We start from the raw sequence: 24473 nt of genomic DNA, 5'->3' as shown, positions 1-24473 counted from the left end.
TCCTTCTGGGACACTTTCGTGGTCATTGCTACCGAAAAGTGACTTTGAGCGGTGCGGGATTTACGTCACGTCACGCACCCGCATGATCGTCTGACGGCTTGTGCTGTAGCGCTTTGCGAGACTCGCCACGCTGGCCCCTTCGTTCAGTTGCTGTCGCACCTCGTTCTGCTGCTGCTTGGTCAGTGCAGGCGGTCGGCCCATCGCTTTCCCTTCCGCTCTTGCTCTCGCGATACCAGCCTGCGTCCGCTCGATCAACAAGTCGCGCTCAAACTCGGCAACGGCATTCAAGACCTGCATCGTCATCCGGCCAGCTGCACTGGTCAGATCGACACCCCCCAGAGCAAGGCAATGAATTCGGATACCGCGAAGGGCCAACGCTTCGACGGTTGCGCGCACGTCCATCGCGTTCCGACCAAGTCGGTCGAGCTTCGTAACGATCAGCACGTCTCCTTCTTCCATTTTGAGAAGCAGTTCCGCAAACCCCGGTCGCTGGTCCGCGCTGACACTACCGGAAACGCTTTCCGTAATAACCCGACGCTTGTCGACGGAGAAACCGGCCGCTTCGATCTCGCGAAGCTGATTAGTTGTCGACTGGTCGGTCGTGCTGACGCGGGCATATGCGAATGTTCGGGACATACTGCACTCTCGGTGTGTTCGAAAAGGACGTCCGAATCATACCCCATGTCCGTAAAAACGAAAGCCTTATTTTCGTACATCCCTGAGCACCTATGTTCGTAAGGGATCGGTTTCGGACAGCCAGATAGTCCCTCTCAGGGCACTGACAGATTCGAGATGATTACCTCGATGTCACACGAGATAAGAAAGACAGTCGTATCGCGACGGTCGCCCCAGAGCAGCCATTTCAAAATCGTTTGCTGTAAGCTCTCCTCAGGGGACATCAACGACGGGAACAATATGTTCGGCACGGCAAATATCACGGTCCGCCCACTAAAACTTGCGCTACTAGTGGATCCCAACAACGCCGCGCAAGTTCGCGAAGCTATTCGAATGGCTTGTAGCCTGTGGGGAGGAATGTTTTTCCCCATCATTCCCATGCACAAGCGCATGCCTGCTAGTTGGCGCGAAAGAGGACTTCGCCCGCCACCAGCAAAGAATGTCACTCTCGGCTACATTGACGCTTTCGATCCAGACGTTTTGGTGCAGTTTTCCGACGAGCTTCCTAGCTACATTACAGATGCTCGGCTTCGCATAGTGAAACCACAAGAAATTTGGCACCAAAATAATCCATCTGAAATTCTAAGGCCAAGCCTTGGCATCAGTGCACTTGAAATACTTAACGATATCTACAACGAGTATTTTAAGTACAAGGCAAAATATCCCAGGACAATCACGATTCCAGAGCCACCCAGAAAATTGAGTCTTTTCTGGTCTGCCGCATTTGGTGAATATCCTTCAAATATTGCATCAGCAATAGCTGAACACTATGCCGAACCGCTAGAAATTGAGTACGCGAGAGCAACCCCCGAATCGTTCTCGGAACTGTTTTCCTTGGATAATCTATTCCCGACAAGAATTTCAGCATGGCGAGTCGAACGGCGAGGAGGCTTACTCCCCGGCAGACAGGCGTGCATTTACTTTATGGATGCCGCGAACGTCGAAGATATTATCGACTACTGGAATCTACGGGCAAGCGGTCGCACTGTAATCGCCCTACCGAAGCAGTTTTCAAAAATTGACTCATTCAATACTGCCATTCACGATTTCATTGTTAGGGAGCGACGTCCTTGGCGTCACGCCCCCGAATATTTCGATCACGCGACTTTCATTTGCAGCCGCCACTCTACGATGGAGGAGTTACAGACATACGCTCAAACATTAAAATTTGGCGGCGACTCTCCTGCCGACAAATCAAATCCATACTTTTCATTACAACATTGGTTTCCGCGCATCTGGGATGAATGGGCAAGAGGGAAAGATGGAGGAGTTGCGAACATCTATACAAGCGGCGACAAGGAGATAGAAATAAGCAGCGCATCCGATCTCGAAATGCGCCTGAAGCCTCTGCTCCCCGAATTCACCAAAAGAAATTGGATTTTTAGCGACGGATTCTGTGCAAACGAATTCGATCTGCGATTATACGGCGCAGACGAGAACTTGGCTGAAGTTTACCCGAAAGTCCGAGGAGTCCACCTTGCTCGCGCAATATCAGGAATTGTAGGCACTAGCGACGAGTGGCGTATAGGTCGACATGGCCTAGTAAAAATTGTCCGCAACTCCTTGGCGCAATCTCGTACGGTTCCCGCATCAGATAAGATATTTTTTGCATGGCTAGCTGACCGGGGATGGAAAGCTGAGTTGTCACCCCCGGGAATACTCGTCCAACAACTATACAAGAGACTGGATGGGCACCCTGCACTCTTTGCAAACAAGCAATTACTCGCCCTTATCGAACATATGAATGGAGGCGCCGTAAGCAAGAACGGGACGCCCTCAAGAGACGAGCACATCACTTCAGAGCGAGAAATGGCCGTTGGCGAAGTAAAGCGCCGACTCAATGAACAATACGGACAGTCCACCCTCTATGACGCAGTCCTTGAGCGAGGAGTGTTCAAGCTTGGCCTAAAAACCAAATGCCCGAATTGCCAACGGAACACGTGGTTTTCACTTCCGACAATACGAGAAGTACTCGAATGCCCGAAATGTCTAAATTCATTCTCGGCCGTTGGCAACATTGATCAAGCGTCCAGCAATTGGTTTTACAGGACCACCGGCCCGTTCAGCGTCCCGAATTACGCAGATGGCGCTTTTACGGTCTTACTGACCCTCGACGCGCTCGGCAACCGCGTAGTAGGCAATCTACGAACGACTGCGGTACCAAGCTTCACTGCAAAATCATCAAATAAACGAGACCTCGAAGCAGATTTCGCTATGTTCTGGAAGGAGATGTCATTTGGCGAGGAGATCGAGGGGCTACTGTTTGGAGAATGCAAGACCTATGGCTCCTTTGAAGCGAAAGATTTCGATCGAATGCGTTACCTCGCGAAAATGTTTCCAGGGGCGGTACTCGTCTTCAGCACCCTAAGGGAAACACTCAGCAGCAAGGAAATTGCAGCTCTCACACGCCTGGCAAAGTCCGGTCGAAAGTATTGGAAACCAGAGAGACCGATCAATCCTATTTTGATTCTGACAGGCACTGAGCTGTTGAGCCGGATGCGTCCTCCGTACTGCTGGAGCGAAATCGACCAGAAGCGCTTCACGCACATCGTCGACCTCTTAGCACTATGCGACGCAACCCAGCAACGCTACCTAAACTTGCCGTCATGGCAGGAGGATTGGCGGAAGGCATGGGAACGTCGAACGGAACGGCGCGCAGCTCGTCATGTAGCAAAAACGGAGAAATAGTACGTTCCGTCCTCTCCACACCATATGGTTCTGATGGTCGCATATGAAATCGCGCGATTTTATTTGAACGATGAGACATGAGAAAATATAACGGTCGAGCCTAGGGCGGCCACCCGAAAACCGGACACCTTCGCCGGTCGGCTTGACACTCTTCAGAAGGTGGCGGCACAGAAGGGTGCACCATTGACCAGTTCAAACAGATCTCGCGCAAATTCAATGAAGTCAGCGCGTCCGGGCCTCCGTGCCAGGCGTGCAAGTCCACTCGCTCGGACTCTCCGGTCGTTCGCGGCCACTGCCGCACATCATAGGGCATCACAACCGTTTGCAGCCGCCCAAGGCGAAAGCCCGTTCGGCCAAATGCGGGAACTCATCCCGCCGAATGTCCCGGTTGGTGAAGCCATAGGATTGCTTGCGGGCTTGTTGGTCAAATGCGTCGATTCGGGTAATCCGCGTGCTACCCAAGAGCTGATGAAACACGATTTATTCAATGGGCGCACGTTGGAAGCCGTTGTGCACTACGCACGACGTGAGACCGAGACCGCACTCGTAGGGCGGATCAATGCATTGCATATGCGGATTGCGGAGGTTACGGAGCAGCATGACGTATTACAGGCTCGCTTTGCGATGCTTCAGGTGGAGCAACGAGAGCGACAGGAACAAGCCAAGCAAAAGCGACGCAAGGCCATCAAGCCAGCCCAGGCCGCGCGACTTGCAGGGGCGACCAATACGAAGATCTCCGCCGAATTAACCCGACGGCGACGCAATGGCGAGGATATCCAAGGGCGTCACGTTTGCTCGGAGATCGCTGCGCGACTTGGTGTTACGGCAGATCACGTGCGCAAGGTAAAGCGAAACTGGCTCAGCGGGTTAAAGCATGAAAAGCGAGACTGACGTATCGATCGTCTTGTTTTGCAAAACCGAAACGCGATTATCGATACGGTAGTCGCGCATCTCGCTTCAAGCTCCGTACTAGCCCGTGCGGTCCCGCACGGTTCCTAGAGATGAGGAGCTTGAATGGAAAATCTGTCGTTAACGTCCGGCAATCGAGTCGTCCGCATGCGACCGCTTATTGAGCGTGTTGGCTTGAGCAAAAGCGAAATCTATCGCCGAATTCATGCAGGAACGTTTCCCCGGCCAATCGCCCTTGGTGTTCGTGCCGTCGGCTGGCTCGAACGGGACGTAGAGTTGTGGCTCGCGACTCGCGCGAAGCGAGGTGAGGCATGAGCGCAAGCGACACGACCACGTTGGGCGAACAAACCGCGATTGATTTGGAGTTCGCGCGCGCGACGCAAAAGTCTGCCGAAATCCAGCACTATTGGACGCTGATCGAACATCAGCATGAGCGCTACGCGTTGGCGCACGAGCAATGTGTTGATACGGATCGTAAGGAAGCGGCTCGCGGCATGATGGCGGCGGCAGCCATTTTCGAGATCGATGGTAGGCGCATGCCTTCTAGGTTGAAGAAGGCGGCGGACGTCATCAAGATCGCGGTATTCCTCCTCGATCCGAAGGCTCCGGCGTGACGTCGCGACAAAGTCACTTTGCCGTGGTGAAAAGCACGGCGAGTCGGCCGCGTCAAGCCGCTGCCGTTGGCCCGTCCCTTCCTCGATTTGCGCATCGCGGCGGTGCGCAGTATCCTGTGGATGTCGCTGAGACAACAGCGGCCCGGGGTGACAGCCGGAATAGTTCCAAGGCGGACAACCGCCTTCGCGCGGTTTTTTTACGTCCGTACACCTTGCGCCTTCTATGGTCGGGCCTTGGTGGGGGTGCGTTCGCGCACGCCGGTTCCCTTGGACGCCGGTCTGTCAACCCTGCCATGTGCCCGGCCACCCCGATTGACAGCGGGGACCGGGTTCGTCAACCCGTCCAAGGAGGTCGCACCCAATGCGCCAGTTGCCGCACGCCCGTACCGGGCAGCAATTCCACCTCATTCAATCCATCGTCCGCGCAGCACTGCGCGACGCAGCAACCGCCAACACGTATCAGGACGCGCTCGATGCGACCGGGGCAGCACTGGCCGCGATTGCCGCGCTCGTCCGCGCGGAGGTGCGTCATGGCTGAGCTGCGCTGCAAGATCGGCGATCTGGCGATCGTCACGAAGTGCGATGCTCGCTCGCGCATCGGCATGCTGGTCGAGGTGGCATCGGCTCGCCCGACGCCCGATCACGATTGGCGCGTGCGGATCTTGGGCGGCCCCGTCTCGGGGCGCAGCGTCTACGGTCGCCGGTCCGGCGAATTCACGCACGCAGCCGTCCACGACTGGAACCTCACACCGATTCGCCGCGAAGCGGAGCTGGATTGCACGATCGACGTCGGGCAACTCCTCGCGTCGATTCTGGAGGTGCGCCATGCCTGAATTCCGCCTGCCGAACGAAGTCAAGATGATCGCCATGTGTGCGGCCCATCAGTTCGCCCAGCTCGAAGCCCTGTTCGATGCTGTCCGTTCGCATCTCGCGGAGGGCACCTACGAGCGAGCGCTCGTCGACATGGGGCAAAGCGTCGCGAGCCGGTACTCCGCCGAAATGCGCCGCACCGCGCAGCCGGAGGTGTGCCATGACTGACCAGCGCATCCGAACCGCGGTTATCAATGGCTTCGACAATGCGCCGCCGCTCGATACCGGCGCTCCGATCGAGCTGCAATTCGCCGTCGACCTGGGCGCGATCTGCGCCGACGCATGGCTCGACCTGAAAGGCGACGTGCGACTGCACGACTACGCGGCGCATCAAGCCGCTGCGTTCGCGCGCGGCATGGAATCCGCCATGCAGAACGCCGGCGACGTCGACGCGCACCGCGTGACGATCAGCCGCCAAGCGTTCGCAGCCGGCCTGATGGGGCGCGTGCAACAGCACCTGTTCGCGGCACTCGGCCTCGTCACGCGCGAACCGCGCACGACGCACTGAGGGGCGGTCATGGCAAAGACGAACAAGAATGCCGTGCAACCGCTCGCGTCGCACTTCGTGGCCGAGGTGAATCGCCCCGATCACAACCGCATCGGCACGCGGATCAGCGATGCGATGGAACTGCTGGACAGCCTGCATTGGGCGGCCGACAAGGCCATGTCCGATGACGACTACTGGCTTGTGCTGAGCCTGTTCCGCGCGTCCCTGCCGTCGATCGGCGCGGCGCTGGAGGCGGCCAACGACGCACTCGGCGAGTCGCGGCTCGGCCGCTACGTCTACAGCAACGACGTCACGGCGGGCGGTGCGGTTCTGGCGGTGCCTCGCGCGGCCGGCTGACGCTGCGCCGCTAGGCATCGTCGCATCATTCAATTCTTCGCGCGTCGGGTAGCTGCTTGCCCGATATGGACTACTAATCGGAAGCCGACCGACGCGCGTCCAGTGGGAACCTATGAGTAACGCACCCATGTCCGAATTCGAGCGGGCGAGAGTCGCGCTCGGCTATGTTCCGCCCGACGACCGCGACACGTGGCGTCAGGTGGGGATGGCGCTCAAGGCCGAGTTTGGCGAGGAGGGCTTCGCCCTCTGGAACGAATGGAGCCAAGGCGCGCAGAACTACAACGGCAAGGACGCGCGCGATGTGTGGAAGTCGTTCAAGGGCGGCAAGATCACCATCAACACGCTGTTTCACCTTGCCAAACAAGGCGGCTTCGATCCGCGCGCGCATCGAGCCAAGCCCGTCGATCCAGTGGAGCGCGAGCGGCAGAAAGCTGAGCGCGCAGTCCGCGAAGCGGCCGAGCTGGCCGAACTGACCGAGAAACAGCAAGCCGCATCGGCCCTCGCCGAATCGATCTGGTCCGCGGCCGAGCCCGCGCCGGCCGATCACCCGTACCTCGTTCGCAAGCGCATCCCGGTCGACGCGCTGCGCGTCTATCGCGGCGGCTTGTGCATTGGCACGGCCGCATGCGACGGCGCACTCGTCATCCCGGCGCGCGACGCGGATGGCAAGCTGTGGACGCTGGAATTCATCCTGACGGACGGCCAGAAGCGCTTTTTGCCGAACGGCCGCAAGGCGGGCTGCTTCTCGTTGATCGGCGGCCCGCTATCTTCCGCGCCGTCCACGCTGCTGATTGGCGAGGGCTACGCGACGTGCGCGACGATCTCGGCCGCGACCGGCTATCCGGCCGCCGTCGCGTTCGACGCCGGCAACCTGCATGCCGTTGCAACGGCGCTGCGCGGCCAATATCCGGACGCGCGCATCGTCGTATGCTCCGACGACGACCACACGACGAAGGGCAATCCGGGCGTGACGAAGGCCCGCGCGGCGGCCGAGGCCGTCGCCGGCATCTTGGCCGTGCCCGACTTCGGTCCGAACCGCCCGGCGGCCGGAACCGACTTCAACGACCTGGCTGCACACCTCGGCCCGGAAGCGGTGGCCGCTGCCGTGCGCGCTGCACTCGCGCCGGCCGGCTCGGCTGACGCCGGCAAGGGCAAGGCCGCTCCAGCCGCCGCGAAGCCCGCCAAGCGCCCGAAAACGGCCCGCGCGCAGGACGGCAAGTCACGGTTCGTTGTCGACGACAAGGGCGTGTGGTTTCACGGCTTCAACAATCAGGGCGACCCGCTGCCGCCGCATTGGGTCAGTACGCGAATCGACGTGATTGCGGAGACGCGAAACGAGATGAACAGCGAGTGGGGCTACCTGCTCGAATTCACGGACCGCGACGGCATCCTGAAACGCTGGGCAGTGCCAGCTGGCCTCTTTGCCGGCGACGGCACGGAGCTGCGCCGCATGCTGCTCGATATGGGCGTGAAGCTCGGCGTGACGCAGATCGCCCGCACGCAGATCGCGAACTATGTGCAGATGGCGCAGCCGGACGAGCGTGTGCGCTGCGTGCCGCGCGTCGGCTGGCATCACGGCGCGTTCGTGCTTCCCGATCGCGTCATCGGGACCGGCAAAGAGGCGCTGATCTATCAGGCCGACACGCCCATCCAGAGCCAGTTCAAGGAGCGCGGCACGCTGGACGACTGGCAACGCGAGGTTGCGGCCTACTGCGTTGGCAATAGCCGGCTTCTGTTCTGCGTCGCTACCGCCTTCGCTGGTCCGCTGCTGCACTTCTCCGGGCTCCAGTCGGGCGGCTTCCACCTGCTCGGCACGACGTCCAAGGGTAAGTCGACCGGCGGCGTCATCGCCGCGTCCGTGTTCGGCTCGCCGGACTACGTGCGGAGCTGGAAGGCGACCGACAACGCGCTAGAAGCCGTTGCCACGCAGCATAGCGACGCGCTGCTGATCCTCGATGAAATCGGGCAGGTCGAGCCGCGTCTGGTCGGCGATGTGATTTACATGCTCGCGAACGAGTCGGGCAAGGCTCGCGCGTCGCGTAGCGGCTCAGCAAAGCCCGTGCTCACGTGGCGGCTGCTGTTCCTGTCGAACGGCGAAAAGAGCGTGTCCGCGCTGATGGCCGAGGGCAACAAACCCATGAAAGGAGGTATCGAGGTGCGCTTGCCTGCGATCCCGGCCGAGGTGGGCGAAATGGGGGTCGTAGAGAAGTTGCACGGCTTCCCGACGCCGGCCGCGCTGATCGAGCATCTAGAACGGCACGCCGGCATGCACTACGGCACGGCAGGCCCCGCGTTCATCGAGTGGGCGTCGTCGCAGGCCGGCGAGCTGGCCGAGCATCTGCGTGTTCGCGTTGACGAGCTGGTCGGGCAATGGGTACCGGACGGTTCGCATTCGCAGGTCGCGCGTGTCGCCAAGCGGTTCTGCCTCGTCGCGGTGGCCGGCGAGCTGGCGACGGCGCACGGGCTGACCGGCTGGCCGCAGGGCGAAGCAGTCGAGGCCGCGCGTCGCTGCTTCGAAGGCTGGCTCGAACTGCGCGGTGGCACCGGCAACTCGGACGAGGCGGAAGCCGTGCGGCAGGTACAGCATTTCCTCGCGGCACACGGCGACAACCGCTTCGTATGGATGAACCGGGCGCAGGACGACCATCGGCCGAACGTGCCGCATCGAGCGGGCTTCAAGCAGCACGTGAAGCGCGACGAGCGGCGCACGGCAATCGCCTCCGATCGGGAGTATTACGCCGAGTTCGGCGGCAAGATGAGCGCCGACGATGCGGAAAGCGTCGAGACGGAATACCTGATCGAAGCGGCCGTGTTTCGCAAGGACGTATGTGCCGGCTTCGACCACAAGATCGTCGCCAAGGCACTGATGAAGCGGGGCGTACTGATGCCGCGTAGTGACGGCTATCCGTACCGACAGGAATACATCCCCGGTCACGGCAAGTTCATGGTCTACCGCGTACTGCCGTCGATCTTCACGCTCGAACTGTGAAAGACGCCGCCGCCGTCCGGGAGGGCGGTGGCGGGCATTCCTTTGCGCGGCATTTTGGCCCGTGCGTCAAAGTTACTTTGAGCGATACGCTCCAGACGGAACCGGGCCGGCGATGGCCGCGAATCTTGCCGTAGCCGTAACAATCCAGCCCGGTTTATCTCCAGTATCTCCAGCGCTCTCCAAATCGTTTGGAGACACGCGAAGCCTTACCCCATAAGGCTTTGCGGCCGATTCAGGCGTTTATCTCCAAATCTCCAACTCGTTTTGCACTGAGCGGACAGGCGTGGACCGACCGCAGCGACCGCGAAGTCAGACGGGACACGGCTCTCCGGGATTCGAAGGGCGTCAACAACGTGTTTTTGAGGGGAGTGTCCGCGACGCGTCCCGATCGGACATTGTTGCGCCAGCCGCAAGTGTCATGGCGGCCGGAAAGCGGGGGACCCTGCGTCTAGGGCAAAGACGCGGGGGCTCACACCCGCGTGTTTTTCCTACTCCCGGCCCGCCTAAGGGGGGTCATATTCATACCGAAATGCAGGGAGCCGGCAGTGCGGTGGGAACTCTAAAAAAGCGGTGGGAGGTGCGCGGCAAGGGGGTCATAAGTATGCACAAGGCTGGACTAGTCCAGACGGACACCGTCAGATCGTCTGCCCCAGTCCGCCCAGGAACGGACGGTCGACGTTGTAGAAAAAATCGCCGACAATCCTCGAGGACAGGCTGCACCCCCTCAGAAATATTGCTTTAAACGTCCCGGAGCTTCCAAGCGACGATACTTTTTCGAAAGATTTCCCATAGATAACCGAATATCAAAGATATGCCAGAACAAGCACAAGAAGAAATCGCTTCACTGAGCGACATGATTAGAATCATCGAAGAAACCAAAATGGCACCACAGCGAATTGCCTTTTTTCGCGGGCATGCCGATAGCTCCTACCTGCTTAAACCGAGTTTATTTCGGCAAAGAGAACACAGGAAAGAGGAAAAGGACATAATCAGAGAATTAATAACACTACATCCGTCAGAGTTTAATTCAGACGAATCCACCTTCGAGAAACTGGTGAGAATGCAGCACTACTCCCTTCCTACCAGACTACTGGATTTGACTTACAACCCCCTTATTGCCCTCTATTTTGCATGCAATTCCAATCCAAAATCCGATGCGGAATTCATAAGATTTTCCATCGCGAAAGATAAGATTCGATATTCAGACAGCGACACAGTCAGTTGCATTGCAAATCTCGCCAATCTTCGGGGCTATGAGCGCGACGAGATAAGGGACATGTCGGATTCGGAGGAACTCGTCAAATCTGAAGTCGGCGAACGACTCCTACACTTCATAAAGGCGGAGAAATCGTATTTTCTACCAAAAATCGAAATATCAGATTTGAAAGGAATTGTTGCAGTTAAACCAAAATTGAACAACAGAAGAATTTTGGCCCAACAAGGAGCATTCCTGATTTATGGATTGACATCAAATCTTGAGGACAGAAACAGATTCGGCATCCGAATTCGCAGACACACCATCAAATCAGCCAACAAGCCGGCGATTATGTCTCAGCTCGACAAAATAAATGTGAATGTGAGCACTGTTTTTCCCGAAATCGAATACGCAGCGAAGTACATCACTAGCAAACTCCCCACAGCACCAAAAAAGCCGGCGGCAACTGGCCTTTGATCGTGAGCCATAAGGGGCAGGCTTATGCGTTATGTCTACGCGGTGGGATGACGTAGCGGGCGCTGTCAGATCGGTCGTGACCGTGAGGTCAAGTGTCGACTTACGCTGGCCGTACACGTGGCTGCACGGTCTGTCTTGTCGCCGCGATCGGGATGATCTGCGCCCCACTCTGCTTGTCGAGATAGTCCGCCCACCACTGCATCATCCGATGGCGCTCAGACAGATACTCGGCATGGTTGTATGCCGCCCGCACCCCGTCCTGCTCCGAGTGGGCGAGCTGGCGCTCGATCCAGTCGGAATTGAATCCCTTCTCGTTCAAGATCGTTGAAGCGAGACCACGGAACCCGTGCCCGGTCATACGGCTGCGATAACCCATCCGGTATAGAGCGTACAGAATCGTGTTCTCGCTCATCTGCTGCAACGGTCTGCGGCTGTTCGGGAAAAGCCAGCGACGGTGGCCCGTCAGCGCGCGCAGCTCGAAAAGCAGCGCGATCGTCTGCTCGGCGAGCGGCACGATATGCACACGACGCATCTTCATCTTCTCGGCCGGAATGCGCCACTCTCGGCGCTCCAGGTCGATCTCAGTCCACTCCGCCTGCCGCAGCTCGATAGTGCGAACGAAGGTCAATGCCAAGAACCGCAGAGCGAGCCGAGTCTCCGGCTCTCCCTCGTAGGCAGCGATCGAGCGAAGCAACTCCGGCAGCTCGCTTTCGCCGACTCGCGCCATATGCTTGACGGGCACCGCCTTCAATGCGCCTCGCAGGTCCGGCGACGGATCTCGCTCGGCACGGCTCGTTGCAACGGCATAGCGAAAGACTTGGCCGCATGTCTGCAAGGTCTTGCGCGCCGTCTCGAACGCCTCTCGCCCTTCGATTCGTCGAATGACCGCGAGCAAATCCGGGGCGCCGATCGAAGAAATCGGACGCTGGCCGATCAGGGGAAACACCTCGCGATCGAGCTGCTTCTTGACTCGGTTCGCGTGCGAAGCGCTCCATGTCGCTTGCTGCGCCTCGTACCACTCCAGCGCGACGGCCTCGAAGGTGTTCTGTGCGGCAATGGCGCGAGTCTGCTTCTCGACGTCACGCTCGAACGCTGGGTTCTTCCCTTCCGCTAACAGCCGCTTCGCTTCGTCACGCCTCGACCGAGCATCAGCGAGCGACGTCGCGGGATAGTCGCCGAACGTCAGCAGGTTTTCTTTGCCATTGAACCGGTATTTGAGCCGCCATTTCTTCGAACCACTGGAGCGCAGATCGAGATACAGGCCACCGCCGTCGAAGAGTTTGTTTCCCCCGGCCTCATCGAATCTAGCGTTGCGGCACTTGGCGTCGGTAAGAGGTTTGGTTTTCATTGTTCGTCGAGGGTACGGCATACCCCCAAATCCCGGAAGTCGTACCCCGAATCTTACCCCCAAATTTCGGGGATGCCCCGGTCTCTCACGGGACGTCCAGAAACAAAAAACCCGCGTCAGCGCTAGGCTGGACGCGGGTTTTGGGACTTCCGGGTACTACTTGAAACTAGTGTTTGGTGCCGGCTGCAGGACTCGAACCCGCCACCTGATGATTACAAATCAACTGCTCTACCAGATGAGCTAAGCCGGCGTAAGCGCGAGATTCTACCTCATTTCACGATCTTGAGGCGAGGTCTGCTGCCGCCTTTCGTGCCGTCGCCGTCGGTTTTCGGCGGTTCGTCGGCGCCTTCGGACGGCTCCTCGTTCGCGCCGCTGTCGGCGACCGGCGTCAACGTCGACGCAGGCTCGTCACGCTGCCCGTCTTCCGCTTGCGCGGCGTCGTCGTCGAACGTACCCGAATCCGCGCCTTCGCCCGCAACCGCATCGACCTGGAACGCCATGCCCTGCCCGTTCTCGCGCGCATAGATCGCGAGCACGTTGGCCACCGGAATCTCGATCTTGTGCGCCTTCCCGGAGAACCGGGCCGTGAACTCGATCCACTCGTTGCCCATCTGCAACTGGCTCGTCGCCTCGAAGCTGATGTTGAGCACGATCTCGCCGTCACGCACGAACTGACGCGGCACGCGCGTCGAGTTGTCGACCCTCACCGCGATATGCGGCGTGTAACCGTTATCGGTGCACCACTCGTACAACGCGCGCAGCAGATAAGGCTTCGTTGAAATCTCTTGCATCACGATCCTCGAACCCGGAGCAGGCACGCGGCACGCCGCGCCGCCCGCTCCGTCATTCCTTCATTGCAACATCAACGACGCATGACCTTTTCGGACGGCGTCAGTGCCTCGATGTAGGCCGGACGGCTGAAGATCCGTTCGGCGTACTTCATCAGCGGCGCGGCGTTCTTCGACAGCTCGATGCCGTAGTGATCCAGGCGCCACAGCAGCGGAGCGATCGCGACGTCGAGCATCGAGAACTCTTCGCCGAGCATGTACTTGTTCTTCACGAAGATCGGCGCGAGCTGCGTCAGGCGATCGCGGATCGCGAGGCGTGCCTTCTCGTGGTTCTTCTCCGCCGCCTTGCCCTTCTCGTTCTCGAGCGTGCTGACGTGGACGAACAGTTCCTTCTCGAAGTTGAGCAGGAACAGGCGCGCACGGGCGCGCTGCACCGGGTCGGCCGGCATCAGCTGCGGATGCGGGAAGCGCTCGTCGATGTACTCGTTGATGATGTTCGATTCGTACAGGATCAGGTCGCGCTCGACCAGGATCGGCACCTGACCGTACGGGTTCATCACCGAAATGTCTTCCGGCTTGTTGAACAGGTCGACGTCGCGGATTTCGAAGTCCATGCCCTTCTCGAACAGCACCAGCCGGCAACGCTGGGAGAACGGGCAAGTTGTGCCGGAATACAGAACCATCATATTTGCGTTTCCTCAAAAAAGCCGAGGGCCGGCACGCGGCGCAACCCCTTTCACGGGTTCCGCCTTGCGCCGGCCCCACGCCGGTCAGGCGTGTTTACTTGATATCTTTCCAGTACGCGGCATTGAGCCGCCAGGCCAGGAAAGTCAGGACACCGAGAAAGATCAGCACCCACACGCCGAGGCGTTTGCGGGTCTGCTGGGCCGGCTCGGACATCCATGTCATATAGGCCACCAGGTCGGCCACCGCAGCATCATAGTCGGGCGACGACAGCGTGCCCGGCGTGACCTGCTGGAAGCCGACGAGCGTGTGGACCTTCTCGCCCGTCTCCTCGTCCGTCTTGTCTTCGAATTTGGCAATGCGCTGCCCCTGCAGCTGCCACAACACATGGGGCATGCCGACGTTCTCGAACACCGCGTTGTTCCAGCCGGTCGGCCGCGTATCGTCGCGGTAGAAACTCCGCAGATACGTATACAGCCAGTCGCGGCCGCGCGCGCGCTCCTCGACCGACAGGTCGGGCGGCGTGGTGCCGAGCCAGTTCTTCGCGTCTTCGGGCCGCATCGCGACGGACATCGTGTTGCCGACCTTGTCGGTCGTGAACAGGAGATTCTTTTCGATCTCCTTCTGGGATATGCCCAGATCCGTCAGACGGTTGTAGCGCATCAGGTTCGCGCTGTGGCAGTTCAGGCAATAGTTTACAAACAATTGCGCGCCATGCTGAAGCGAAACGAGATTTTCCGTGTTATCGGGCGCCCGGTCGAGCGGAAAATTACCTTCCGCCCGCACGGCCGGCGCCGCCAGCAGCGCGCACGCGGTCGCCCCGATCAGCGCGAGTGTCGAAAGCAGTTTCTTCATGTCGTTCTCTCCTCGCTCACGTTAATGGGGCTTGAAGCGCACCCGCTCCGGCGGCTGCTTGAACGTGCCAAGCGGCGTCCAGACGGGCATGCCGAGGAAGAACGCGAAGTAGATCAGCGCGCAGGCCTGCGCGATCAGCGTCGCAGCCGGCGATGGCGGCCGCGTGCCGAGGAACGCGAGGGTCAGGAACGCCGCGACGAAGATCCCGAGGAACACCTTGTGGAACAGCGGCCGGTAGCGGATCGACTTCACCGGGCTGCGGTCCAGCCACGGCAGGAAGAACAGCGTGATCACCGCCGAGCCCATCACGACGACGCCCCAGAACTTCGACTCCGTCAGGTACATGAACACGACGATCGCCGCGGCCAGCACCGGCAGGCCGGCCTTCCACTTGCCGCGCGCGCGGATCAGCGCGAGCACGCCGAGCAGCGCGATCACGATCATCAGCACGATCTTGAACGGGTCGGTGGTCGCGCGCAGCATCGCGTAGAACGCGGTGAAGTACCAGACCGGCGCGATCTCAGGCGGCGTCTGCAGCGGGTTCGCGGGGACGAAGTTGTTCGCCTCGAGGAAGTAGCCGCCCATCTCCGGCGAGAAAAACACGATCAGCGCGAAGATCATCAGGAACACGCACACGCCGAGGAAATCGTGCACCGAGTAGTACGGATGGAACGGGATGCCGTCGAGCGGGATGCCGTTCTCGTCCTTCTTCGCCTTGATCTCGATGCCGTCCGGGTTATTCGACCCCACTTCGTGCAGCGCGACGAGGTGCGCGATCACGAGACCGACCAGCACGAGCGGAATCGCGATCACGTGGAACGCGAAGAAACGGTTCAGCGTGACGTCGGACACGACGTAGTCGCCGCGAATCCACAGCGACAGGTCCGGGCCGACGAACGGGATCGCAGAGAACAGGTTCACGATCACCTGCGCACCCCAGAACGACATCTGGCCCCACGGCAGCAGGTAGCCGAAGAACGCCTCGGCCATCAGGCACAGGAAGATCGCGCAGCCGAAGATCCACACGAGCTCGCGCGGCTTGCGGTACGACCCGTACAGCAGCCCGCGGAACATGTGCAGGTAGACGACCACGAAGAACATCGATGCACCGGTCGAGTGCATGTAGCGGATCAGCCAGCCCCATGGCACCTCGCGCATGATGTACTCGACCGACGCGAACGCGAGCATCGAGTCGGGCTTGTAGTTCATCGTCAGGAAGATGCCCGTGACGATCTGGTTGACGAGCACCAGCAGCGCGAGGGAGCCGAAGAAGTACCAGAAGTTGAAGTTCTTCGGCGCGTAGTACTCGGAAACGTGCTTCTTCCAGGTGGACGTGAGCGGGAAGCGCTGATCGATCCAGCCGGTGAGACCTGTCGTGGAGACTTCTTTGTTGTCGGCGGCCATCACGCTTCTCCTTTCTCGTCCTTGCCGATCACGAGGGTCGTCGCCGACGTGAACATGTAGGGCGGGATGTCGAGATTCTGAGGCGCCGGCTTGTTCTTGAACACACGGCCGGCGAGGTCGTAGGTCGAACCGTGGCACGGGCACAGGAAACCGCCCGGCCAGTCGTCCGGCAGGTTCGGCTGCGGACCCGGCGTGAAGCGTTGGCTAGGCGTGCAGCCGAGGTGCGTACACACGGCCATCACGACGAGAATATTCTTGCGATCGGCCCGCGAGCGATATTCGTTGGCGCAATACGCGGGCAACGGCATCGAATACGGGGATTTCGTGGTCGGATCCGCGACTTCCTTGTCGGCCTTGACCACGTCGGCCAGCATCGAATCGGTGCGATTCAGGATCCAGACGGGCTTGCCGCGCCACGGCACGGTGACCATTTCGCCAGGCTTCAGGCCGCTGATATCAACCTCGACCGGGGCACCGGCCGCTTTCGCTTTCGCGGACGGCGCAAGCGACGCCGCGAAAGGTATGACGGTGGCTACGCCTCCCACGCCACCTGCTACGGATGTCGCAATCAGCCAGGTACGGCGGCCGCTGTCGACGCGTTTCTCTTCCTTGTCTCGCATCACACGCCCCACTTCTGAGTTGGATTTTCCGTCACGACTTTCCATTCCGCCGCTAGTTTGCTCGAATGGAGTCGCCATTTACAAGGCCCGGAGATGAAAATCCCTTCGAAGTGTTTGATAGTTAAGGGTTATCCCCCACTATCGGAGCGATTAAATCATTTCACTTTTAAGCATCCGCTACATTGCGAAAATTTCGATGCACCGCCGCAAATCCGTCGCTCAGACCGGATTGTGAATATCGATAAAAAGGTGCTCGATATCGAATTCTTCGGACAAGTGGGCGCCAAGCGCCTGGATTCCGTAACGTTCGGTCGCATGGTGCCCCGCCGCAACGAACGCGACGCCGCTCTCGGCAGCCGTGTGCGTCACGTATTCGGACACCTCGCCGGTCAGGTACACGTCCGCGCCGGCATCGATCGCCGCGTCGAAATAGCTTTGCGCGGCGCCGGTGCACCACGCGATACGGCGCAGCTGCATCTCCGGGTCACCGAGCACGAGCGGCGTGCGGCCGAGCGTGTTCTCGACCTTCGCGACGAAGTGCTCGAGCGTGACGGGCATCGGCAGCGTCGCCATCCAGCCGAGGTCGCCTTCGCCGAAACGCTGCTCGCCGATCAGCCCGAGCTTCGCGCCGAGCTGCGCGTTGTTGCCGAATTCGGGATGCGCGTCGAGCGGCAGGTGGAACGCGAACAGGTTCAGGTCGTTCGCGAGCAGCAGCTTCAGGCGCTGGTACTTGCGGCCCGTGATCTGCGGCGCCTCGTTGCGCCAGAAATAACCGTGATGGACGAGCACGGCATCCGCCCCCCATTCGAGCGCGGCCTCGAGGAACGCGACCGACGCCGTCACGCCGGTGGCGATCTTCTCGACCTTGCGGCGCCCCTCGACCTGGAGGCCGTTCGGGCAATAGTCCTTGAAGCGCGCGGTTTCGAGGGTATTGTTCAAGTACAATTCAAGTTCGATCCGATCCATATAAACCTCTAATCCATTCAGATGCTTAGACGCTTCTGGCTGTTCTTCGCGCAGGCGGTTACCGTGCTGCTCGCGCTGATGTTCATCGTCGTGACGCTCAAGCCGCAATGGCTGCAACGGCAAGGACAGCTCGGCAAGCAGCTCGCCACGCCGATCGTTGCGCTGCGGGAGGTCGCGCCCGGCATCGGCGGCGCGCCGGCGACCACGTCGTACGCGGAAGCCGCGCAGAAGGCGATGCCGGCCGTCGTCAACGTGTTCTCCAGCAAGGACGGCTCGCTGCCGCCCGACCCGCGCGCGAAAGATCCGCTGTTCCGCTACTTCTTCGGCGACCGCAACGCCCGCAAGCAGCAGGACGAACCGGCAGCCAACCTCGGCTCGGGCGTTATCGTGAGCCCGGAAGGTTACATTCTAACGAACCAGCACGTCGTGGACGGCGCCGACCAGATCGAAGTCGCGCTCGCCGACGGCCGCACGGCCACCGCGAAGGTGATCGGCAGCGATCCCGAGACCGATCTGGCCGTGCTGAAGATCAACGTGACGAACCTGCCGACGATCACGCTCGGCCGCTCCGACCAGTCGCGCGTCGGCGATGTCGTGCTCGCGATCGGCAACCCGTTCGGCGTCGGCCAGACGGTCACGATGGGGATCATCAGCGCGCTCGGCCGCAATCACCTCGGCATCAACACGTTCGAGAACTTCATCCAGACCGACGCACCGATCAACCCCGGCAACTCGGGCGGCGCGCTGGTCGACGTGAACGGCAACCTGCTCGGCATCAACACGGCGATCTACTCGCGTTCGGGCGGCTCGCTCGGCATCGGCTTCGCGATTCCCGTGTCGACCGCGCGCACGGTGCTCGAGAGCATCATCACGACGGGCTCGGTCACGCGCGGCTGGATCGGCGTCGAACCGCAGGACGTCACGCCGGAGATCGCCGAGTCGTTCGGGCTCCAGCAGAAATCGGGCGCGATCGTCGCCGGCGTGCTGCAGGGCGGCCCGGCCGACAAGGCCGGCATCAAGCCGGGCGATATCCTGGTCACGGTCAACGGCGAGGACATCACGGACACGACCAAGCTGCTGAACGTCGTCGCGCAGATCAAGCCCGGCACGCCGACCAAGGTGCACGTCGTGCGCAAGGGCAAGGAGTTCGACGTGAGCGTCGTGATCGGCAAGCGCCCGCCGCCGCCGAAGCAGACGCTCGACGAGCAGGACAGCGATACCGAATGAGGTTGGGCAGGCGGGTCGCGCGACATCACGCGCCCGTTGTCGTCGGTGGAAATGAAAAAGGGCAGCCGGTTGGCTGCCCTTTTGCTTTGCTTCGACCGATCCGTATTGCCCGGGAAGGGGACAATGCCACACGCTTGCCGGCTCGGCCACGGCATCGCCGCACCGTTCGAGCTGACCGGAAGAGCCGGCCCGCCGCCCGGTGCGCCGCCGTCAGCCCGCGGCTTCGCCGTTCCCCGCCTCGCCCTCTTCGGCCGGCTTCTTCGGCACGAAGAACCGCGCGGCCAGGATCCCGGCTTCATACAGCACGATCAGCGGCAGCGCGAGCATCAGTTGCGAGAACACGTCCGGCGGCGTGACGACCGCCGCGACGACGAACGCGCCGACGATCACGTACGGGCGGATTTCCTTCAGTTTCTTCACCGTCAGCACGCCCATCCGGACGAGCAGCACGACGACGATCGGCACCTCGAACGTGACCCCGAACGCGATGAACATCCCGAGCACGAAGCTCAGGTAGTTGTCGATGTCGGTCGTCATCTCGGCCCCGAGCGGCGCGTTGTAGTGCGCCATCACGCGGAAGATCGTCGGGAACACGAGGAAGTACGCGAATGCCATCCCGCACAGGAACAGCACGTAGCTGCTGCCGACGAGCGGCGTGACGAGCTTCTTCTCGTGCTGGTACAGCCCCGGCGCGACGAACGCCCAGATCTGGTACAGCACGACCGGCAGCGCGATCACGAGCGCGACGAGCATCGTGACCTTCATCGGCACGAAGAACGAGCCGGTGACGTCGGTGACGATCATCTTGCCGTCCTTCGGCAGATTCTCCATCAGCGGCCGCGCGAGCAGCCGGAAGATGTCGGGCGCCCAGTAGACGAGCCCGAGGAACACGACGATCACGGCCAGCCCCGCGCGAATGATGCGGTCGCGAAGCTCGACGAGATGGGAAATGAAGGTTTCTTCCGGGGCGTCGCCCGGGTTCTGCTGGGGGTCGCTCACACCGGCCCTCGGTAGGATTGACGAGCGAGCATGCGCTCGGCTCAGAAGAAGCGCGTCGGCCGGCGCAGGCTGGCCGGCTGGTGGCGCGCGACACGCGCGGCGCCCGACTGCACGTGCGTGCGGCGGGTGGTCGCGCGCTTGTACCAGACAGGCGTCGCCGCCTGCTTCACGCGCCAGTTGCGGCGCTTCGTCGCGAGCGCGGCCGGACTGCCGCGCCACGACGGCGCAGCAGGCGCGTCGGAACCGTAGGACCCTGCGGCACCCGACGCTTCGTCAAGACCGCCGACCGCGGAATGCCACGTGTCGTTGAGTTCCTTCTCGTGCTCGCGCAGGTTGTCGTGAATCGTCGTCTCGACATTGCGCGCGGCCGATTCGAAATCGGTCTTCATCGTCCGCAACGCGTCGAGTTCGATTTCGCGCGAGACCTCCGCCTTCACGTCGTTGATGTACCGCTGCGCACGACCGAACAGCGCGCCTGCCGTACGCGCGACGCGCGGCAGGCGCTCGGGGCCGAGCACCACGAGCGCGACGACGCCGATCAGCGCCATCTTCGAAAGACCGAGATCCAGCATCGCGAATGCCTGTCAGCGGGCCGGCGTTACGCCTTGTTCGAATCGGAACGCGTCGTTTCCTTCGCGTTGACGTCGACCGAGCCGGAGCGCGGCAGCTGCTGCGCATCGGCCGGCGTTTCGCCTTCCTTCATGCCGTCCTTGAAACCCTTCACGGCGCTGCCGAGATCGTTGCCGATGTTGCGCAGCTTCTTCGTACCGAAAACCAGCGCGACGATCAGCAGCACGATCAGCCAGTGCCAAATGCTCAATCCACCCATGATGAAACCTCTCCTCAACCACGCCGCCGGGCGGCGCAAATCGCCGGCGACGCGCCGGCTTCGACTATCGATGCGGGGAAACGCCCCGCGCCGTCAACCCATCCGCTGCCAGGGGCGCGGACCGGCCAGGATATGCGCGTGCAGGTGGTAGACCTCCTGCCCGCCGCCCGGGCCCGTATTGATCACCGTGCGAAAACCGGTCTCGCCGCCCGTGTACGCGACGCCGAGCTGGTCGGCAAGGCGCGCGACGAGCAGCATCAGCCGGCCGAGCATCGGCGCATCGTCCGCGCTCGCCGCCGACAGCGTCGGCAGGTGCCGGCGCGGAATCACGAGCACGTGCGTCTCGGCCGCCGGGCGGATGTCGCGGAACGCGACGAATTCGTCGTCCTCGTGCACCTTCGTGCTCGGGATCTCGCCTGCCGCGATCTTGCAGAACAGGCAATTCGGATCGTGACTCATGTTGCTCCTGCGAAACGCCCGCGCGCGCCGGTCAGAACCACGCCTGCGGATCGAGCGTCTTGTTGTCGTTCAGGTACAGCCAACCCTTGATGATACGGTACAGCGTCCAAATCCACGTGACAAACATCACTGCGAATCCGACCACGACGAATGCCAGCGCGAACCCGATGACGTACGCGATCAGCGCGCGCCAGAACGTGCGGATCTGCCACTCGAAATGGTCGGCATACGGCGTGCCGGCCACGTCCCCGCGCTTCACGTAGTTGATGATGATCGCGATGATGCCCGTGACGCCGCCCGTCAGCCAGTGAAATGCATAAAGGCCGTAGAGCACGTGAGTCAGCGTGCGCAGCCCGTTCAGGCGCTCGGCATCCGCCGCCCCCGGCACCGCGGGCGTCGGAAACTGGTTCGACGTATCGTTCATGATGCTACCCCCGTAAGATGACAATTCTTACAGCTTACCGCACTGCTGCCACCGCGGCGGGACGATGCGCATCAGCCGCCGTTTTCCTCGCGCTCGCGGCGCTTGCGCAGCGCCTTTTCCTCGATGCCCGACAGCCCCTCGCGGCGCTCGAGTTCGGCGATCACGTCGGCCGGGCTCAGCTCGAAGTGCGACAGCATCACGAGGCAGTGGAACCACAGGTCGGCCACCTCGCCGACGAGCGCGCTCGGCGCGCCGCCCTGGCGCACGTCCTTCGCGGCCAGCACGACTTCCGTCGCCTCTTCGCCGATCTTCTTCAGCACCGCGTCGTCGCCCTTGTGGAACAGGCGCGATACGTACGATTGATCGGGGTCGCCGCCCTTGCGGCTATCGATCACGGCCGCGAGGCGCAGCAGCGTGTCTTCGGTCGATTGCGTCATTTGTAGATGTGTTCGGGATCTTTCAGCACCGGTTCGACCGCGACCCAGTCGCCGTGGTCGACGGTGCCCTCGAATTTCTGGAAAAAGCACGAATGCCGGCCGGTGTGGCACGCGATGCCCGACACCTGCTCGACCTTCAGCAGCACGACGTCTTCGTCGCAGTCGAGCCGCACCTCGTGCACGTGCTGCACGTGGCCCGACTCCTCGCCCTTGAACCACAACCGCTTGCGCGAGCGCGAATAGTAGACCGCGCGCTGCGTCTCGATCGTCTTCGCCAGTGCCTCGCGGTTCATCCACGCGAACATCAGCACGTCGTTCGTCGCTGCTTCCTGCGCGATCACCGGCACGAGGCCGTTGTCGTCCCAGCGGACCTTGTCGAGCCACGCGGGCAGGGATTTCGTTTCCGTATTCATTACAGCCTCACCGGGATGCCCTGGTCGGCCATGAAGCGCTTCGCCTCGCCGACCGTGTGCTCGCCGTAGTGGAAGATGCTCGCGGCCAGCACCGCGTCGGCGCGGCCGTCCTTGATGCCGTCTGCCAGATGCTGCAGCGAACCGACGCCGCCCGATGCGATCACCGGCACCGGCACCGCGTCCGACACGCCGCGCGTGAGCGCGAGGTCGAAGCCCGACTTGGTGCCGTCGCGGTCCATGCTCGTGAGCAGGATCTCGCCCGCGCCGAGCTCGGCCATCTTGCGCGCCCATTCGATCGCGTCGAGGCCCGTGTTCTTGCGGCCGCCGTGCGTGAAGACTTCCCAGCGCGGCGTCTCGCCGTCGGCCGACACGCGCTTCGCGTCGATCGCGACGACGATGCACTGCGAGCCGTACTTGTCGGCCGCATCGCGCACGAGCTGCGGGTTCGCGACCGCCGACGAATTCATGCTGACCTTGTCCGCGCCCGCGTTCAGCAGACGCCGCACGTCCTCGACCGCGCGCACGCCGCCGCCGACGGTCAGCGGAATGAAGACCTGCGACGCGACGGCTTCGATGATCGGCAGGATCAGGTCGCGCTGGTCGGACGTCGCGGTGATGTCGAGGAACGTCAGTTCGTCGGCGCCCTGGTCGTCGTAGCGGCGGGCGATTTCGACGGGATCGCCGGCATCGCGCAGCTCGACGAAGTTGACGCCCTTGACGACACGCCCGGCAGTCACGTCCAGGCAGGGGATGATGCGTTTAGCTAGAGCCATGATGTTGCGCCAAATGCCGCGCTGGGACGGCCGGTTGCGGAAGCCTCGCACGAGACTTCCGGTCGGGGCCGCCTGCGGGCAGCCCCGGCGAACGGGAAACCGCGTTACGCGTTGTCGAGTTCGCCGTTCAGTTCGTCCGCGCGCCTTTGCGCGGCCGCGAAATCGAGATCGCCGGAGTAGATCGCGCGGCCGCAGATCACGCCTTCGACGCCGTGCTCTTCCACTTCGCACAGGTTCTCGATGTCCGTGAGGTTCGACAGGCCGCCGCTGGCGATCACCGGAATGCCGACCGCCTGCGCGAGCTTCACGGTCGCCTCGATGTTGATGCCCTGCAGCATTCCGTCGCGCCCGATGTCGGTATAGACGATCGATTCGACGCCGTAGTCCTCGAACTTCTTCGCGAGATCGACCACTTCGTGGCCGGTCAGCTTGCTCCAGCCGTCGGTCGCGACCTTGCCGTCCTTCGCGTCGAGCCCGACGATGATGCTGCCGGAGAACGCGGTGCACGCGTCCTGCAGGAAGCCCGGGTTCTTCACGGCCGCCGTGCCGATGATCACGTAGGACAGGCCCGCGTCGAGATACTTCTCGATCGTCTCGAGGCTGCGGATGCCGCCGCCGAGCTGGACGGGGATTTCATCGCCGACTTCGTCGAGGATCGCTTCGATCGCCTCGAGATTCTTCGGCTTGCCGGCGAATGCGCCGTTCAGGTCGACCAGATGGAGCCGCCGGGCGCCGAGATCGACCCACTTGCGGGCCATCGCCGCCGGGTCCTCGGAAAAAATCGTGGCCTGGTCCATGTCGCCCTGTTTGAGGCGCACACACTGACCGTCTTTTAGATCGATGGCCGGAATCAGCAACATAGCAATCGGGTGTCGTCGTGGAAGAAGAAAAGAATCCGGCGCGTACCGGCCAATCCGGTACCGCGCCGTCTCGCTAGTTTAGTACAACTCTTTCGGCGCCTAGGCGCGCGAGCCCCGCAAGACGGG

29 protein-coding genes and 1 tRNA gene are annotated in these 24473 nt (G+C 61.5%); 12 read left to right on the top strand and 18 right to left on the bottom strand.

Going from position 1 to position 24473, the window contains the following annotated elements:
* Positions 1–60: 60 nt before the first annotated feature.
* Positions 61–636 carry a recombinase family protein gene (locus AC1VVG_RS02170; RefSeq protein ID WP_482835210.1) on the bottom strand — a complete coding sequence of 192 codons (576 nt, stop codon included), beginning with the start codon at positions 634–636 and terminating at the stop codon, positions 61–63.
* A gap of 279 nt (positions 637–915) precedes the next feature.
* On the opposite strand from AC1VVG_RS02170, the gene AC1VVG_RS02165 reads away from it, so the two are divergent.
* The 11 genes from AC1VVG_RS02165 (at position 916) to AC1VVG_RS02115 (ending at position 11261) form a co-directional block, all read left to right on the top strand.
* On the top strand, positions 916–3363 hold the full coding sequence (locus AC1VVG_RS02165; protein WP_482835209.1) for a hypothetical protein: 2448 nt from the start codon (positions 916–918) through the stop codon (positions 3361–3363).
* Positions 3364–3720: 357 nt separating this feature from the next.
* Positions 3721–4254, top strand: a complete 534-nt coding sequence (locus AC1VVG_RS02160) for a DNA-binding protein (RefSeq protein ID WP_482835208.1) — start codon at positions 3721–3723, stop codon at positions 4252–4254.
* Positions 4255–4377: 123 nt separating this feature from the next.
* A complete protein-coding gene (locus tag AC1VVG_RS02155; RefSeq protein ID WP_482835207.1) occupies positions 4378–4587 on the top strand; it encodes a helix-turn-helix transcriptional regulator in 210 nt (69 codons plus the stop codon).
* Positions 4584–4886 (top strand): hypothetical protein, encoded by a 303-nt coding sequence (locus AC1VVG_RS02150; protein WP_482835206.1) that lies wholly within the window; start codon positions 4584–4586, stop codon positions 4884–4886. The genes AC1VVG_RS02155 and AC1VVG_RS02150 overlap by 4 nt, the downstream gene beginning before the upstream one ends.
* Positions 4887–5247: 361 nt before the next feature.
* A complete protein-coding gene (locus tag AC1VVG_RS02145; RefSeq protein ID WP_482835205.1) occupies positions 5248–5424 on the top strand; it encodes a hypothetical protein in 177 nt (58 codons plus the stop codon).
* On the top strand, positions 5417–5719 hold the full coding sequence (locus AC1VVG_RS02140) for a hypothetical protein (RefSeq protein ID WP_482835204.1): 303 nt from the start codon (positions 5417–5419) through the stop codon (positions 5717–5719). Before AC1VVG_RS02145 ends, AC1VVG_RS02140 begins: the two co-directional genes overlap by 8 nt.
* Positions 5712–5924: a hypothetical protein gene (locus AC1VVG_RS02135; protein WP_482835203.1), complete on the top strand. Its 213-nt coding sequence runs from the start codon at positions 5712–5714 to the stop codon at positions 5922–5924. Before AC1VVG_RS02140 ends, AC1VVG_RS02135 begins: the two co-directional genes overlap by 8 nt.
* Entirely contained in the window at positions 5917–6264 is a 348-nt protein-coding gene (locus AC1VVG_RS02130) for a hypothetical protein (protein WP_482835202.1), read from the top strand. Before AC1VVG_RS02135 ends, AC1VVG_RS02130 begins: the two co-directional genes overlap by 8 nt.
* A gap of 9 nt (positions 6265–6273) precedes the next feature.
* The gene (locus tag AC1VVG_RS02125; protein ID WP_482835201.1) at positions 6274–6600 is read left to right on the top strand and encodes a hypothetical protein; all 327 of its coding nucleotides are present in this window, start codon (positions 6274–6276) and stop codon (positions 6598–6600) included.
* 127 nt (positions 6601–6727) lie between these two features.
* Positions 6728–9589, top strand: a complete 2862-nt coding sequence (locus AC1VVG_RS02120; RefSeq protein WP_482835200.1) for a DUF927 domain-containing protein — start codon at positions 6728–6730, stop codon at positions 9587–9589.
* Positions 9590–10400: 811 nt separating this feature from the next.
* On the top strand, positions 10401–11261 hold the full coding sequence (locus AC1VVG_RS02115; RefSeq protein WP_482835199.1) for an FRG domain-containing protein: 861 nt from the start codon (positions 10401–10403) through the stop codon (positions 11259–11261).
* Positions 11262–11361: 100 nt separating this feature from the next.
* Here the strand turns inward: AC1VVG_RS02115 and AC1VVG_RS02110 are convergent, their stop codons facing one another.
* The 8 genes from AC1VVG_RS02110 to AC1VVG_RS02075 all read right to left on the bottom strand — a co-directional run bounded on the left by AC1VVG_RS02110 (position 11362) and on the right by AC1VVG_RS02075 (position 17926).
* Entirely contained in the window at positions 11362–12609 is a 1248-nt protein-coding gene (locus AC1VVG_RS02110; RefSeq protein ID WP_482835198.1) for a tyrosine-type recombinase/integrase, read from the bottom strand.
* Between the two features lie 174 nt (positions 12610–12783).
* Positions 12784–12859, bottom strand: a tRNA-Thr gene (locus tag AC1VVG_RS02105).
* A gap of 19 nt (positions 12860–12878) precedes the next feature.
* Complete coding sequence (locus AC1VVG_RS02100) at positions 12879–13400, bottom strand: ClpXP protease specificity-enhancing factor (protein WP_034189803.1); 522 nt, start codon at positions 13398–13400, stop codon at positions 12879–12881.
* 71 nt (positions 13401–13471) lie between these two features.
* Entirely contained in the window at positions 13472–14083 is a 612-nt protein-coding gene (locus tag AC1VVG_RS02095; protein WP_006400565.1) for a glutathione S-transferase N-terminal domain-containing protein, read from the bottom strand.
* 94 nt (positions 14084–14177) lie between these two features.
* Positions 14178–14936, bottom strand: a complete 759-nt coding sequence (locus AC1VVG_RS02090) for a cytochrome c1 (RefSeq protein WP_034189804.1) — start codon at positions 14934–14936, stop codon at positions 14178–14180.
* A 21-nt stretch (positions 14937–14957) separates the two neighbouring features.
* On the bottom strand, positions 14958–16340 hold the full coding sequence (locus AC1VVG_RS02085) for a cytochrome b (RefSeq protein ID WP_034189805.1): 1383 nt from the start codon (positions 16338–16340) through the stop codon (positions 14958–14960).
* On the bottom strand, positions 16340–16960 hold the full coding sequence (gene petA / locus AC1VVG_RS02080; RefSeq protein WP_006477110.1) for a ubiquinol-cytochrome c reductase iron-sulfur subunit: 621 nt from the start codon (positions 16958–16960) through the stop codon (positions 16340–16342). The genes AC1VVG_RS02085 and petA overlap by 1 nt, the downstream gene beginning before the upstream one ends.
* Before the next feature lie 219 nt (positions 16961–17179).
* Positions 17180–17926, bottom strand: coding sequence for a Nif3-like dinuclear metal center hexameric protein (locus tag AC1VVG_RS02075; RefSeq protein ID WP_034189806.1), 747 nt, complete (start codon positions 17924–17926; stop codon positions 17180–17182).
* Between the two features lie 21 nt (positions 17927–17947).
* On the opposite strand from AC1VVG_RS02075, the gene AC1VVG_RS02070 reads away from it, so the two are divergent.
* Positions 17948–19153 carry a Do family serine endopeptidase gene (locus tag AC1VVG_RS02070; protein ID WP_034189807.1) on the top strand — a complete coding sequence of 402 codons (1206 nt, stop codon included), beginning with the start codon at positions 17948–17950 and terminating at the stop codon, positions 19151–19153.
* 210 nt (positions 19154–19363) lie between these two features.
* Here AC1VVG_RS02070 and tatC read toward each other — a convergent pair whose 3' ends face one another.
* The 9 genes from tatC to hisA all read right to left on the bottom strand — a co-directional run bounded on the left by tatC (position 19364) and on the right by hisA (position 24347).
* Positions 19364–20152: a twin-arginine translocase subunit TatC gene (tatC, locus tag AC1VVG_RS02065; protein WP_034189808.1), complete on the bottom strand. Its 789-nt coding sequence runs from the start codon at positions 20150–20152 to the stop codon at positions 19364–19366.
* 41 nt (positions 20153–20193) lie between these two features.
* Entirely contained in the window at positions 20194–20724 is a 531-nt protein-coding gene (tatB, locus tag AC1VVG_RS02060; RefSeq protein WP_034189809.1) for a Sec-independent protein translocase protein TatB, read from the bottom strand.
* A 26-nt stretch (positions 20725–20750) separates the two neighbouring features.
* Entirely contained in the window at positions 20751–20981 is a 231-nt protein-coding gene (gene tatA, locus AC1VVG_RS02055; protein ID WP_034183658.1) for a Sec-independent protein translocase subunit TatA, read from the bottom strand.
* A 93-nt stretch (positions 20982–21074) separates the two neighbouring features.
* Positions 21075–21440, bottom strand: coding sequence for a histidine triad nucleotide-binding protein (locus AC1VVG_RS02050; protein ID WP_034189810.1), 366 nt, complete (start codon positions 21438–21440; stop codon positions 21075–21077).
* A 31-nt stretch (positions 21441–21471) separates the two neighbouring features.
* Positions 21472–21864: a DUF4870 family protein gene (locus AC1VVG_RS02045; protein ID WP_034189811.1), complete on the bottom strand. Its 393-nt coding sequence runs from the start codon at positions 21862–21864 to the stop codon at positions 21472–21474.
* Between the two features lie 71 nt (positions 21865–21935).
* The gene (locus AC1VVG_RS02040) at positions 21936–22301 is read right to left on the bottom strand and encodes a phosphoribosyl-ATP diphosphatase (protein WP_034189812.1); all 366 of its coding nucleotides are present in this window, start codon (positions 22299–22301) and stop codon (positions 21936–21938) included.
* Positions 22298–22714 (bottom strand): phosphoribosyl-AMP cyclohydrolase, encoded by a 417-nt coding sequence (gene hisI / locus AC1VVG_RS02035; RefSeq protein ID WP_034189813.1) that lies wholly within the window; start codon positions 22712–22714, stop codon positions 22298–22300. Before hisI ends, AC1VVG_RS02040 begins: the two co-directional genes overlap by 4 nt.
* Positions 22714–23487 (bottom strand): imidazole glycerol phosphate synthase subunit HisF, encoded by a 774-nt coding sequence (hisF, locus tag AC1VVG_RS02030; protein ID WP_011350732.1) that lies wholly within the window; start codon positions 23485–23487, stop codon positions 22714–22716. Before hisF ends, hisI begins: the two co-directional genes overlap by 1 nt.
* A 104-nt stretch (positions 23488–23591) precedes the next feature.
* On the bottom strand, positions 23592–24347 hold the full coding sequence (gene hisA / locus AC1VVG_RS02025) for a 1-(5-phosphoribosyl)-5-[(5-phosphoribosylamino)methylideneamino]imidazole-4-carboxamide isomerase (protein WP_034189814.1): 756 nt from the start codon (positions 24345–24347) through the stop codon (positions 23592–23594).
* Positions 24348–24473 lie beyond the last annotated feature (126 nt).

The organism is Burkholderia sp. L-4 (genome assembly GCF_056856535.1).
This window is presented reverse-complemented; position numbering and strand designations above follow the sequence as displayed.

Bases quoted from the DNA above. Each gene is read 5' to 3' on its own strand.
- AC1VVG_RS02125 (WP_482835201.1), top strand. From the start codon at position 6,274: ATGGCAAAGACGAACAAGAATGCCGTGCAACCGCTCGCGTCGCACTTC.
- AC1VVG_RS02135 (WP_482835203.1), top strand. From the start codon at position 5,712: ATGCCTGAATTCCGCCTGCCGAACGAAGTCAAGATGATCGCCATGTGT.
- AC1VVG_RS02040 (WP_034189812.1), bottom strand. From the start codon at position 22,301: ATGACGCAATCGACCGAAGACACGCTGCTGCGCCTCGCGGCCGTGATC.
- AC1VVG_RS02045 (WP_034189811.1), bottom strand. From the start codon at position 21,864: ATGAACGATACGTCGAACCAGTTTCCGACGCCCGCGGTGCCGGGGGCG.
- AC1VVG_RS02100 (WP_034189803.1), bottom strand. From the start codon at position 13,400: ATGCAAGAGATTTCAACGAAGCCTTATCTGCTGCGCGCGTTGTACGAG.
- AC1VVG_RS02160 (WP_482835208.1), top strand. From the start codon at position 3,721: ATGCGGGAACTCATCCCGCCGAATGTCCCGGTTGGTGAAGCCATAGGA.
- AC1VVG_RS02070 (WP_034189807.1), top strand. From the start codon at position 17,948: ATGCTTAGACGCTTCTGGCTGTTCTTCGCGCAGGCGGTTACCGTGCTG.
- AC1VVG_RS02155 (WP_482835207.1), top strand. From the start codon at position 4,378: ATGGAAAATCTGTCGTTAACGTCCGGCAATCGAGTCGTCCGCATGCGA.
- hisA (WP_034189814.1), bottom strand. From the start codon at position 24,347: ATGTTGCTGATTCCGGCCATCGATCTAAAAGACGGTCAGTGTGTGCGC.
- AC1VVG_RS02145 (WP_482835205.1), top strand. From the start codon at position 5,248: ATGCGCCAGTTGCCGCACGCCCGTACCGGGCAGCAATTCCACCTCATT.
- AC1VVG_RS02075 (WP_034189806.1), bottom strand. From the start codon at position 17,926: ATGGATCGGATCGAACTTGAATTGTACTTGAACAATACCCTCGAAACC.
- hisF (WP_011350732.1), bottom strand. From the start codon at position 23,487: ATGGCTCTAGCTAAACGCATCATCCCCTGCCTGGACGTGACTGCCGGG.
- AC1VVG_RS02085 (WP_034189805.1), bottom strand. From the start codon at position 16,340: ATGGCCGCCGACAACAAAGAAGTCTCCACGACAGGTCTCACCGGCTGG.
- AC1VVG_RS02115 (WP_482835199.1), top strand. From the start codon at position 10,401: ATGCCAGAACAAGCACAAGAAGAAATCGCTTCACTGAGCGACATGATT.
- AC1VVG_RS02120 (WP_482835200.1), top strand. From the start codon at position 6,728: ATGTCCGAATTCGAGCGGGCGAGAGTCGCGCTCGGCTATGTTCCGCCC.
- AC1VVG_RS02165 (WP_482835209.1), top strand. From the start codon at position 916: ATGTTCGGCACGGCAAATATCACGGTCCGCCCACTAAAACTTGCGCTA.
- tatB (WP_034189809.1), bottom strand. From the start codon at position 20,724: ATGCTGGATCTCGGTCTTTCGAAGATGGCGCTGATCGGCGTCGTCGCG.
- AC1VVG_RS02170 (WP_482835210.1), bottom strand. From the start codon at position 636: ATGTCCCGAACATTCGCATATGCCCGCGTCAGCACGACCGACCAGTCG.
- AC1VVG_RS02090 (WP_034189804.1), bottom strand. From the start codon at position 14,936: ATGAAGAAACTGCTTTCGACACTCGCGCTGATCGGGGCGACCGCGTGC.
- AC1VVG_RS02050 (WP_034189810.1), bottom strand. From the start codon at position 21,440: ATGAGTCACGATCCGAATTGCCTGTTCTGCAAGATCGCGGCAGGCGAG.
- petA (WP_006477110.1), bottom strand. From the start codon at position 16,960: ATGCGAGACAAGGAAGAGAAACGCGTCGACAGCGGCCGCCGTACCTGG.
- AC1VVG_RS02130 (WP_482835202.1), top strand. From the start codon at position 5,917: ATGACTGACCAGCGCATCCGAACCGCGGTTATCAATGGCTTCGACAAT.
- AC1VVG_RS02110 (WP_482835198.1), bottom strand. From the start codon at position 12,609: ATGAAAACCAAACCTCTTACCGACGCCAAGTGCCGCAACGCTAGATTC.
- tatA (WP_034183658.1), bottom strand. From the start codon at position 20,981: ATGGGTGGATTGAGCATTTGGCACTGGCTGATCGTGCTGCTGATCGTC.
- AC1VVG_RS02150 (WP_482835206.1), top strand. From the start codon at position 4,584: ATGAGCGCAAGCGACACGACCACGTTGGGCGAACAAACCGCGATTGAT.
- AC1VVG_RS02140 (WP_482835204.1), top strand. From the start codon at position 5,417: ATGGCTGAGCTGCGCTGCAAGATCGGCGATCTGGCGATCGTCACGAAG.
- AC1VVG_RS02095 (WP_006400565.1), bottom strand. From the start codon at position 14,083: ATGATGGTTCTGTATTCCGGCACAACTTGCCCGTTCTCCCAGCGTTGC.
- hisI (WP_034189813.1), bottom strand. From the start codon at position 22,714: ATGAATACGGAAACGAAATCCCTGCCCGCGTGGCTCGACAAGGTCCGC.